The organism is Kiloniella sp., from assembly GCF_965205715.1.
In the GTDB taxonomy this organism is placed as follows: domain Bacteria; phylum Pseudomonadota; class Alphaproteobacteria; order Kiloniellales; family Kiloniellaceae; genus Kiloniella.
Genome location: NZ_CBDBHW010000014.1, coordinates 2116843 through 2128461, shown reverse-complemented (window position 1 = coordinate 2128461; position 11619 = coordinate 2116843). Strand labels below are relative to the sequence as shown.

Annotated in this window: 9 protein-coding genes; 7 read left to right on the top strand and 2 right to left on the bottom strand. The window is 44.4% G+C overall.

Annotated elements, in window-relative coordinates; translation table 11 throughout:
* Window positions 1-12 precede the first annotated feature (12 nt).
* Window positions 13-912 (bottom strand): DMT family transporter, encoded by a 900-nt coding sequence (locus ACOGW3_RS27285; protein ID WP_419905806.1) that lies wholly within the window; start codon window positions 910-912, stop codon window positions 13-15.
* A gap of 253 nt (window positions 913-1165) precedes the next feature.
* On the opposite strand from ACOGW3_RS27285, the gene ACOGW3_RS27280 reads away from it, so the two are divergent.
* From ACOGW3_RS27280 to ACOGW3_RS27270, 3 genes are all read left to right on the top strand, one after another.
* Window positions 1166-1990, top strand: a complete 825-nt coding sequence (locus tag ACOGW3_RS27280; RefSeq protein ID WP_419905805.1) for a helix-turn-helix domain-containing protein — start codon at window positions 1166-1168, stop codon at window positions 1988-1990.
* A 108-nt stretch (window positions 1991-2098) separates the two neighbouring features.
* Window positions 2099-2692, top strand: coding sequence for an NADPH-dependent FMN reductase (locus ACOGW3_RS27275; protein ID WP_419905804.1), 594 nt, complete (start codon window positions 2099-2101; stop codon window positions 2690-2692).
* An 89-nt stretch (window positions 2693-2781) separates the two neighbouring features.
* Complete coding sequence (locus ACOGW3_RS27270) at window positions 2782-3348, top strand: D-sedoheptulose-7-phosphate isomerase (protein ID WP_419905803.1); 567 nt, start codon at window positions 2782-2784, stop codon at window positions 3346-3348.
* A gap of 8 nt (window positions 3349-3356) precedes the next feature.
* Here ACOGW3_RS27270 and ACOGW3_RS27265 read toward each other — a convergent pair whose 3' ends face one another.
* Window positions 3357-4037: a D-glycero-alpha-D-manno-heptose-1,7-bisphosphate 7-phosphatase gene (locus ACOGW3_RS27265; RefSeq protein ID WP_419905802.1), complete on the bottom strand. Its 681-nt coding sequence runs from the start codon at window positions 4035-4037 to the stop codon at window positions 3357-3359.
* Between the two features lie 477 nt (window positions 4038-4514).
* On the opposite strand from ACOGW3_RS27265, the gene cysD reads away from it, so the two are divergent.
* From cysD to ACOGW3_RS27245, 4 genes are all read left to right on the top strand, one after another.
* Complete coding sequence (gene cysD, locus ACOGW3_RS27260) at window positions 4515-5408, top strand: sulfate adenylyltransferase subunit CysD (RefSeq protein ID WP_419906004.1); 894 nt, start codon at window positions 4515-4517, stop codon at window positions 5406-5408.
* On the top strand, window positions 5408-7306 hold the full coding sequence (cysN, locus tag ACOGW3_RS27255; RefSeq protein WP_419905801.1) for a sulfate adenylyltransferase subunit CysN: 1899 nt from the start codon (window positions 5408-5410) through the stop codon (window positions 7304-7306). Before cysD ends, cysN begins: the two co-directional genes overlap by 1 nt.
* A 293-nt stretch (window positions 7307-7599) precedes the next feature.
* A complete protein-coding gene (locus ACOGW3_RS27250) occupies window positions 7600-9936 on the top strand; it encodes an alpha/beta fold hydrolase (protein ID WP_419905800.1) in 2337 nt (778 codons plus the stop codon).
* Complete coding sequence (locus ACOGW3_RS27245; protein ID WP_419905799.1) at window positions 9936-11609, top strand: long-chain-fatty-acid--CoA ligase; 1674 nt, start codon at window positions 9936-9938, stop codon at window positions 11607-11609. Before ACOGW3_RS27250 ends, ACOGW3_RS27245 begins: the two co-directional genes overlap by 1 nt.
* Window positions 11610-11619: the final 10 nt, after the last annotated feature.

Genomic DNA, 11619 nt, shown 5'->3' with positions numbered 1-11619 from the left:
GGGTCTCTTTTTCTAAGTCGTTGCATTTTTTCGAACGGGTAGGGGGCTCTTCTTGGCAAAAATTACGAGATTTCCAGCAAGAGCCAGGGCGACACCCGCAAGAGAAATCGGTGTCCAGATATAGCCTTCAAAAATCGTCGAAAGTGTGAGGGCTACGATTGGGAAGAGTACCGTGCTGTAAGCCGCTTTTTCTGCGCCGACGCGACCAACGAGTTTGAGGTACATGGCAAAACCAATAATTGTTCCGGGAATAGCAAGATAGAATAGAGAACTTAAGTATTTTGGCGTGAGCTCAATATCAAAGGAGTATCCTTGGAATAAGCACCAAGCACCCAAAGTGACGCTGCCGTATACAAGGGAGTAGGAATTTGCCGTTAAAACATCTCTTCCCTGTTTTTGTTGGTGTTGAGAAACCATATTTCCAAGGGAGAAACAATAAGTCCCCCCAATTGCAAGTAATAGTCCAGTGATGTTGGTGCCATACCAGTCTCCGCTGGAAAGATCTGTCCAGAAGAGGGCGCAAACACCAGCTACACCCAGTGCGGCCCCAAATATTGATCTTACAGTTGGTACCACTCGATTGAAAATAAGGTTATTCGCCATGTTGAATACGGTAGCCAGCGAAAAGACAACTGCGATCAGGCCGCTGGAAATGTGAATGGCCGAGTTATAAAAGAAGAGAAAATTCACACAGAATAGGAGCCAGCCCTGAAGCACGAACCATTTTTGTTGTGTCAAAGGCACCCATTTTAATCGACGGAAAATCACCATAACGCCGATCTGAATAATCGCGGCTAAGGCAAATCGATAAAAAGCAGACACTTCTACCGAGACATCGCCGACCTGAAAGGCAATTGCTATCCAGGTTGTTCCCCAGATCAAAACAGTACCAAGATATAAGAGAGCGCTCACAGCGGTATTTCCATTTCTTTTTCGTGCAAAATTTGACAAGGCCATGGGCCAATTAATGGAGTACACATTAGTTTGGTTATGGAAACAGGGATATCACCTTATTGCGCCAAATTTCACATTCTTGCGGTTATTTTCTTTACGGTACTTCTCTTAACTGGGTGTCTCAGTTAAATTAAGGGAAGTAAGTTTAGGTATAGATGAAATGCAACCCAAAGAACTGTATGTATATAAAACCCTGCTTGGGTTAGGGGCAATGTCCGGTCAGTCTACTGACATTGGGCGTGGTCTTTCTTTGGCTACTTGGCAAAACGATGATGGTTATGCCGAGTATGAGCGCGCCAATCACCATACCTTAAGTTATTATCTGCAGGGCGGTAAAAAGACGCGACGCCACCTGGGGGAACGTTCGATAGGAAAAGGGCATCCCGGGGCCGTTTGTGTCATGCCAGCTGGCGTGGTTTCTGAATGGAGTATTGAGGCACCTTTCAGATTTATGCACCTTTACTTCGATCGTAAAGAATTCAATCGCCACATTATCGAAGGCTGTGATGTCGATCCTGCTCATGTTGAACTTCATGATCTCACTTTCATAAGTGATCCTGTCATAGAGCGATTGTTCCGGGATATTATTCTGCCTCTTGATTGGGACAGCGCCTCAGATAAGATGAGTTTGTCACATGCTGGTCAATTGTTGATACAGCATTTATTGCGCAACTATACGAATAAAAGCCTCGCGCCTTCTCCCTGTCGTGGGGGTCTTTCACCTTTTGTCTTGAAAAAGGTACGTGATTTTGTTGAAGCTTGCTTGGAACAGGCGATGACAGTTGAAGATTTGGCAGGTATTGCTGAATTAAGCCCCTTCCACTTTACCCGAATGTTCCAGCAATCGGTTGGTTTGAGCCCTCATCAATACGTACTTAGTCGCCGGATCGAAAAAGCCAAAGAGCTTCTGGGTGAGCGAGACCCCTCTCTTGCTGATGTTGCTCAAGAATGTGGCTTCAGTAGCCAAAGCCATCTCACTACACGATTTAGGAGGGCGACTGGTATGACCCCGAATTCCTTCAGGCGCCTCTCCTAGAATAATTTTTTACATATGTTGCAATACTTGATCTGATGGATGTTTCTCCTTAGATCAATAAGTATTGTTTTGTTCAAAATATTAGGGGTTAAACCCCAGGGGAAATTAATGGCTGGTACTGAAACTCAAAAGGAAGCATTTCATATTGTTGCAGTAGTGGGAAGCCTACGCAAAGGATCATATAATCGTGCCTTACTTCGCGAAGCCATTGAAGCCGTTCCAGAAGGTGTGACAATTGAAGTTTTTGATAAACTGGCCGATCTTCCTCTTTTTAACGAAGATATCGAAACCCAAGAGACACCCGATACTGCGTTAGCCTTCAAAGAAGTCATTCGTAAAGCGGATGCATTGTTGGTTGTTACGCCCGAATATAATTCTGGCCTGCCAGCAGTACTAAAAAATGCCATTGATTGGGCATCCCGGGGTTCTCCCTCCGTGTTTAAAAATCTTGCAGTTGGGATTATGGGGACAAGCCCGGGCGCGATGGGGACTGTTAAAGTTCAGGCACAATTAAAACAGTCTCTAGGGGGCCTTGGGGCTTATCCTCTGGCTGCACCTGACTTTGTTTTGCCTCTCTATAAAAGCAAATTTGATGCAAATTTAAAGCTCACTGATGAGGCGACAGTTACTCGTTTGACAGCTTACCTTGATCGGTTGAGAGAACTCGGTACCTGCCTCTCTGCTATTCGTGAAAAATTGTAAGCTAGTTACTGGAAAGATCCTGCTGCGAGTGCTACATCGGTAAAGCACCGATTTTGCGTGCCGGATTTTGATGTTTATAGGGGCCAACCGTGTCATTTGAAAATTATTGCCAGACCGTTGTTAAAAATTTTGAAGCTATGAGTGCTTTGGAAGAGGTCATGGATAATGCTGCGGAAATATGGGTTCAGGCGTTAAAACGAGGTAACAAGATTATCTTTTGCGGTAATGGGGGCTCCGCCTCAGATTCCCAACATCTCGCAGCAGAGCTCGTTGGTCGTTACATTATAGAACGGGATTCCTTGCCTTCTATTGCTCTGACAGTAGATACCTCTGCATTGACGGCCATTGCCAATGATTATGGATATGACCAGGTTTTCGCCCGACAACTAAGTGGTCTTGGTAAATCTGGTGATGTTTTTGTTGGTATCACCACAAGTGGGAACTCTGCCAATATCGTTGCCGCTGTCGAGGTCGCCAAGAGAATGGGGATCACTGTGATGGGCTTTACCGGGCAGGGAGGCGGTAAACTCGCCGATGCTTGTGATCTCTGCATCAAAGTACCATCAGACACCACCAACCATATCCAGGAAATGCACATTGCTGTTGGTCACTATCTGTGCGGGGTTACGGAAATTCGTTTGAGAGACGAAGCCTAAACCTACGCTCAAACTCTGAAAAATGGCAGTGTCATAACCTCTGATATACAGTCACCTGTGTGAACATTAAATTGTGATGTTTCTAATTTTTTTGCCAGATCGGCTTCTCCGTCGCGGCTGCCGTGTCCGGTGAGAACGTGCAGGCCTCCAGCAATGCTGGCATTGCGGCCCGCTTCAATGTCAGAAGCTCGATCACCAACAATCCAGGATTTTTTATAATCAATATCGAACATTGCCGATGCGCGTAGCAGCATGCCCGGTTGAGGTTTTCGTGCTTCGTGATCCGGGTGTCCGCCCCATATCGTATCGCCTTTTTGGTGAAAGGGGCAGGCAAATACGGCATCAATACGGGCGTTTAATTTTTCGAGATCCTTGTGGATTTGGTGCTGGACAGCATCAAACTCTTTCCAGCCAAAATATCCATAAGCAATGCCTGCTTGATTTGTCACCATGATCACAGGGATCTTTTTTTCATTGGCTGTCGCGATAACTTCCGCAGCCCCGGGGATGAGTTCAACATCATTAGGGTGCTGCAAATAGTTGACCTCTTTCACGATGACGCCATCTCGATCCAGAAAGAGAGCAGGCAATTTTCCTTGGTCTTCATATGTGGATAGACATCTATTTTCCTCCCATACACCAGTTTGACTGACAAAGGGGTGTTCGGGAGTTAAAAATTCTAAATTCATAGGGTGTTTCGATTTATTGATAAGAATGTAAAAAATATAACCTGACTATTTACAGGGATACAGGATTTCCGTCCAAACTCATTGAAAATTCCTTGTTGGGCCTTGAAATAATGAACATATTTATTGTGTAAATAAAGTGAGGGTCAATTAAAATTTTGAACAATTATATTTTTATTTTACCTCACTTTATTTAACTAATTGATTTTAAGTGAATATATGGAAATTATATATATACATTAAATTTGTGTTATATAATTATTTTTCTCTTTTATTATTGTTAATTGTTATGTAAACACTAAATCACAAACTTATCGGTTGAGTGATAGACATTGTCACATAAATCGGTGTTGAATACTTAGGGCCTTAACTTGCTTATCAAACTTGACAATTGTTGAGATTTTGGCTGCTTAAGGGCATACCTTTTCATATTTACCTGCTTAATGGCAGGACTCGGAGATAACGGTGAGCGACCCGTACCTGACACACTTGAAACAGTTGGAAGCTGAGAGCATCCATATTATCCGCGAAGTTGCTGCAGAATTTAGCAACCCGGTTATGCTCTATTCTATTGGTAAAGATTCTGCCGTTATGCTGCATTTAGCGCGTAAGGCTTTCTATCCGTCCAAGCCGCCTTTTCCTTTGATGCATGTCGATACGACGTGGAAGTTTAAGGAGATGATCGCATTTCGTGATAAAATGGCCGCTGAATACGGATTTGATCTCATCGTTCATACCAACGAAGAAGGCCGTGAAAAAGGAATGAATCCATTTGTTCACGGCTCTGGTCTTTACACTGACGTTATGAAAACCGAGGCTCTGAAGCAGGCGCTTGATAAATACAAGTTCGATGCCGCCTTTGGTGGTGCGCGCCGGGATGAAGAGAAATCCCGAGCCAAGGAGCGCGTATTTTCTTTCCGTTCAGAAAACCACCGTTGGGATCCAAAAAACCAACGCCCTGAACTTTGGAACACATACAATGCACGTGTCAAACCGGGTGAATCTATCCGGGCTTTCCCAATCTCGAATTGGACCGAGCTAGATATTTGGCAATATATCTACAGTGAGAATATTCCAATTGTACCGCTTTATTACGCCGCTAAACGCCCTGTCGTTAAGCGCGATGGCATCTTGGTTATGGTTGATGATGAGCGCTTGCCGCTTGATAAAGGCGAAACTCCGGAAATGAAATCTATCCGGTTTAGAACGCTTGGCTGTTATCCTTTGACCGGAGCAGTTGAATCCGAAGCCGATACGTTGCCGGATATTATCCAGGAAATGCTCCTGACAACCACATCTGAACGCCAAGGTCGCATGATTGATCATGACGAGGCGGGTTCTATGGAAAAGAAAAAGCAGGAGGGCTACTTCTAATGGCCCATCAAGATAAATTAATCTCTGAAGACATTCTCGCTTATCTGAAAACCCACGAAGAAAAGAGCCTGTTACGCTTTATTACGTGTGGTTCGGTTGATGATGGTAAGTCCACCCTAATCGGGCGCATGCTCTATGATTCAAAGTTGATTTTCGAAGATCAGCTTGCGGCGATTGAAAATGACAGTAAAAAAGTAGGTACAACAGGTGATGATGTTGATCTGGCTTTGCTGGTGGATGGATTACAAGCCGAGCGTGAGCAGGGAATAACAATCGACGTCGCCTATCGCTTCTTTTCGACGGACCAGCGTAAATTTATCGTCGCAGATACGCCCGGTCACGAACAGTACACGCGTAACATGGCAACTGGCGCATCAGGCGCTGAACTTGCTCTGATTCTCGTCGATGCGCGAAAGGGTGTCTTAACTCAAACCCGTCGCCACAGTTACATCGTGTCATTGTTGGGGATCAAAAATGTTGTTTTGGTCGTCAATAAAATGGACTTGGTTGATTATTCGCAAAGCCGATATGACGAGGTTGTAGAAGAGTATCTTGAATTTGCAAAAAAATTGGATATTCCAAACATCATCACGACGCCAATTTCTGCTTTAAAGGGTGAGAACGTTATCTCTCCGAGTGAGAAGATGCATTGGTATCACGGACCAACTCTTCTTGGTCACCTTGAGACTGTTGATGTTACAACTGATATTACGGAAACTGATTTCCGCATGCCGGTTCAATGGGTGAACCGTCCAAACCTGGATTTTCGTGGGTTTAGTGGCACGATTGCTTCCGGTCGTATCAAGCCAGGTGATAAGCTTGCGGTTTCCCCTTCAGGTAAGACTTCGACAATTGAACGAATTGTTACGTTTGATGGTGATCTGGATGAAGCGATTGCAGGGCAAGCCGTTACAATTACCCTCAGCGATGAGATCGATATTAGTCGAGGTGATATCTTATCCAAAGCTGATGAAATTCCTGAGTTAAGCGATCAACTACGGGCTCATATCTTGTGGATGCAAGATGAAGAGATGCTTCCTGGGCGTCCGTATCTTTTGAAAACGGCTTCGACAACAGTGCCTGTTGTTGTCTCAGATCTTCATCACAAGGTGAGCGTCAACACGCTTGAAGAACAGGCCGGTAAAACCCTTGAACTCAATGAAGTCGGGGTTTGTAACCTTGCTTTGGACCGTGCCATTCCGTTTGATGCTTATAAGGACAATCGGGAGACCGGTTCTTTCATTTTGATCGACCGTTATACCAATTCCACGGTTGCTGCAGGCATGATCGATTTTGGTCTGCGTCGTGCGAGTAATATCGTTTGGCAGGAACTAGATGTTCATAAAGCGAACCGTGCTGAGCAGAAAGGGCAGAAACCATGTGTTCTTTGGTTTACGGGTCTTTCCGGGGCGGGTAAATCCACCGTAGCCAATTTGGTTGAGAAAAAGCTCTTTGCAGAAGGTCGTCACACCTACACCCTTGATGGCGATAATGTCCGTCATGGTCTGAATAAGGATCTTGGTTTTACCGATGCAGATCGTGTTGAAAACATCAGACGTGTATCGGAAACGGCGAACTTGTTTGTTGATGCCGGATTGCTCGTCCTTGTGTCCTTTATTTCGCCTTTCCGAAGTGAACGGCGTATGGCACGTGAACTGATGGGTGAAAATGAATTCATCGAGGTTTTCGTGGATACGCCGCTTGCAGTTTGTGAAGAACGTGACCCTAAAGGCCTATACAAGAAGGCGCGGGCGGGAGATATCAAGAACTTTACAGGCATTGATTCTGCCTATGAACCGCCGGAAAATGCTGAGATTGTTCTAGAGGGTGGATCTGCCAGTCCAGAAGAACTCGCCGATCAAGTTATTGCTCAATTAAAAGAGCGCGGTTTTATCTAATAATAAATCATCCGGATTTATATCGTAGGTACTTTATAAAAGGAGCTGAAAATTTTCAGCTCCTTTTTGTTTGATCTTTTTTTTGAGGCGAAGTAGTCTATTCTTAATACTACCTTAGCCAGTAATGTGCTTAACTGGTAAAGTGAGGAATAATTGGGATTAAAATTCTGAAATCTCAGAAAAATAACTTTTAAGTGAGGCTCTTAGTTCTAATCTATTGTTTATAATCAATTGGTCCGAAACACCTTGATTTAAAGTTAAAGGGGGAAACGGATCAAGTCCTGGGTGGGGAGATGAACGCAGAAATAGATCTTGATTTTAAACCTACTTATGACTGGTGTGTCCGGGCTTTTTCCCTTGTCAAAAGTCGCCTGGGGATAAATATCCGTTTGCACGATGAGGCGAATAGTTTTCCTGGCGGAGACATTTATCTCTTCAATCATTTTGCCCGCTTTGAAACTATTATCCCACAATATTTAATCCACGAAGCGACAGGTGGTTATTGTCGTTGTGTCGCGGCTGGTGAGTTATTTGAAGGAAACGATGCATTCTCAAATTTTCTCTATGGGGTCGGTGCAGTTCCTCATGATCATCCAAGATTGTTACCCTTTCTGGCCGGTGAAATCCTTAGGGGGCATAAGGTTATTATCTTCCCAGAAGGGGGGATGGTAAAAGATCGCCAAGTGGTAGATCCTTCTGGTGATTTCAGTATCTTTTCTCCTACCGCGCAAAAGCGTCGCAAACATCACACCGGCGCTGCGGTTCTCGCCCTTACCGTCGAGCTCTTCAAACAACGGGTTTTATCCGTGTTTGAGAAGGGAGAATATGATCGGTTAGAGCGTTGGGCGCGTGCTTTGGAGTTGGAAACAACCGAGGAGTTATTGGCGGTTGCGGGTAAGCCTACCGAGATCATTCCTGCCAACATAACTTTTTATCCGCTGCGAGCGAGCGACAATATTCTTAGCCGAAGTGCAGAGTTTTTTAGCAAGGGCACCAACCCCCGGATGGTCGAAGAAATCCTCATAGAAGCGAATATTATCCTTCGCGATTGTGATATGGACATCCGTGTCAGTCGACCACTCGAAGTCCAGCACGTGTGGTACTGGTGGGAAAAACGACTACTTTCTCGCGTCTTTAAACAAATCAATTCTTTAGATGATTTTTTTAATCTTAATGCTTCCCCTGAAACCTTGAATGAGCGCATTTTTAAACTTTGCAGTTCTCGCGGAACAAATCGATTACGCGACTATTATATGGAAGCCATTTATGCTGGAGTAACCGTTAATCTTTATCACCTGACTTCATCAATCATCAGGGATCTTGTCCAAAAAGGCGAAAACAAGATTGAGAAGAAGTTATTCCACAAGATCTTATATCTAGCCGTAAAAGAATGCCAAAAAGATGAGGGTGCTCACCTTCATCGGAGTCTGAGCAAGCCAGAAAATTATTGGGATCTTTGGAATGGTGAGAGCTGTAATTCTTTAAAAAAATTCTTCGCATCCGAAGGCTGTGATGAGCATGTCTCTGAAGACTCCCAGAACTATTATTTTGATGATACTGTCGTTGAAGAAAATAGTTACAACACGGTGCGTTTGGACAATCTGATTAGGGTTTATGCCAATGAAGTCATGCCAAATGATCACGCGGTTATGGGAGTTGAAAAAGCCTTTTTGGAAGCACCGTCTCTGAACAAAGAGGCTATGGCTCGGCACCTTTTGGATGATGAATTTGTGTCTCTGGATTGTGATCGAAAGACATATACCAAAGACCGTCACCTGGAAATGAATGAAAAGGAGACTGCTACGGCTTCTCCCGAGCCTTTTCTTTTTGTCCCGGAAAAAAGAAAACGGATAGGTGTCGTCCTGGTACATGGACTTCTGGCATCTCCTGCGGAAATGTTCGAGTTTGGTCAGTTGCTTTCAGAAAAGGGTTATGCCGTCTGCGGTGTGAGACTTAAAGGTCATGGGACTTCACCTTGGGATCTTCGAGACAGACATTGGATAGATTGGTCTGCTTCTATTTCACGGGGCCAGGAAATTTTATCTGCGTTTGTTGACGATATTGCTATTGTTGGGTTTGCATCCGGCGGAAGTTTATCTTTACTCCAGGCTGCGTCCGACCCAGAGAATATTATCGGCGTGGTAGCGGTTTCTGTTCCATGGAAATTTAAAACCCGCAACCTGTTGTTAGCCCACCTTGCTCAAGGTTATGAGAAATTGACCAGTTGGGTTCCCACGATGGAAGAAAAGGCTATTTTTAAAGAGCATCCTTCTGAACACCCAGATGTGAACTATCATAGTGTTCCGGTTCGTACGACATATGAGCTGCATAAATTAAGAGAAGAGCTACATAGAAAATTACCCGAAGTAACCTGCCCAATACTTTTACTTCAGGGAACAAATGATCCGATTGTTGACGCCAAAGGGATCAATAAAGTTTTCGAACTTATCGGCTCGAAAGCCAAAGAACTTGTCATGATCGAAGCCGAAAAACACGGAATTATCTACGAGGATATTGGTGATTGTCGAGAGCAGATTTTCAATTTTTTGGGGGAAGTTGAAGATAATGTATCTGGCATAAATAGAGATGTTACACCTGCTGTTGAACTTGAAAAAAGGAAGATTGATTGATGTCAGCATCACAAAGTCTTGGGCAAGATCCAGTAAGTTCTCATTCAAGAAATAATCCGGTTCAGCCCAACAATCAATCTCTTTACCAAAACCTGGAGCAGGTGACGTCGGTATTTGGTGGTAAACCCTGTGTGGATTTCCTTGGTCGAAGTTTTAGTTACGATGAAATTTTTGACCAAGTCCAGCTCGTAGCGGCTGGATTGCAGCGACAGGGGGTTTCAAAAGGTGACAGGGTCGTCTTGTTTCTTCCAAACTGTCCTTATTTTGTAATTAGTTATTATGCGATACTCAAAATCGGGGCCATTGTTGTCAATGCCAACCCACTTTATGCGCCTGAAGAGCTTGAATACCTTCTCAATGATTGTGCTGCTGAAATACTTATTACGCTGGATGTTAAGGAGCTCTGCGACAAAGCTGCTAAACAGATCGAAAAAACCTCTTTAAATAAGATTGTTATATGTCGGCTCGCTCAAGCTATGCCAACACTTAAAGGAGCTCTTTTCTCACTGCTTCAGTTCCATAAAATCACGCACCCATCAGGGGATCAGTTTGTTGAGTTTGTAGATCTTGCGAGTGAAATTGAGGGCGGATACCCTGTAGATGTCTCTCCAGAAGATTATGCGGTTTTGCAATATACGGGGGGGACAACGGGGACGCCCAAAGGTGCTGTGTTAACCCACGCCAATATCATGGCCAATACCAAACAAGTTGTTGCATGGTTTTCTGACGCGGTACCCGGGGAAGAACGGATAATGGGGGTGCTTCCCATGTTCCATGTTTTTGCCATGACGACAGTACTTAATATGGGGATAGCTCTAGGGGCTGAAATTATCCTTTTGCCACGATTTCAATTGGGGCAGATGCTTAAGGCGATCGATAAACAGAAGCCAACCTTGATGATGGGAGTGCCTGCTATTTATGGGGCGGTGAACAATTCTCCGGTTGTTGGTCGATATGATCTCTCTTCCATCAAATATTGTATTTCAGGGGGCGCACCGCTGCCGCTAGATGTGAAGCGTCAATTTGAAAACATAACAGGGTGTGTCCTTGTTGAAGGTTATGGCCTCAGCGAAGCCTCTCCTGTCTGTGCCTGTAATCCTGTGGAAGGTGAAAACAGAGAGGGATCAATTGGTTTGGCTCTGCCTGATACCTTGTTGGAAATCCGTTCAGTAGAAGCGCCTCATCATCTCCTTGAAATGGGTGAAAAAGGTGAGCTTTGTGTATCTGGTCCACAAGTCATGTTCGGTTACTGGAAGAATGAAGAGGCAACTGGCCGGGCTATTGTTGAGGGGCGGTTACGCACTGGTGATGTCGGTTACATGGATGCAGAGGGATATGTCTATTTGTTGGATCGCCTGAAAGATCTCATCATCTGTAATGGCTATAATGTTTATCCGCGTAATATTGAAGAAGCGATAAACCGGCACCCTGCTGTAGAAGAAGTGACGGTTATTGGCATTCCTGAAAAAAGTCGCGGGGAGATTCCAAAAGCTTTTATCAAGTTGTGTGCGGGGCAGGAATTGTCCGAGGAAGAGCTTATAGAGTTTTTAGGAGAATATCTGTCTCCGATGGAAATGCCGCGGGAATTGGATTTTCGAAGTATGCTTCCCAAAACGATGATTGGTAAGCTTTCTAAAAAAGAACTCAGACAAGAAGAAGCAGAAAAAAATTAACCCTGAACCC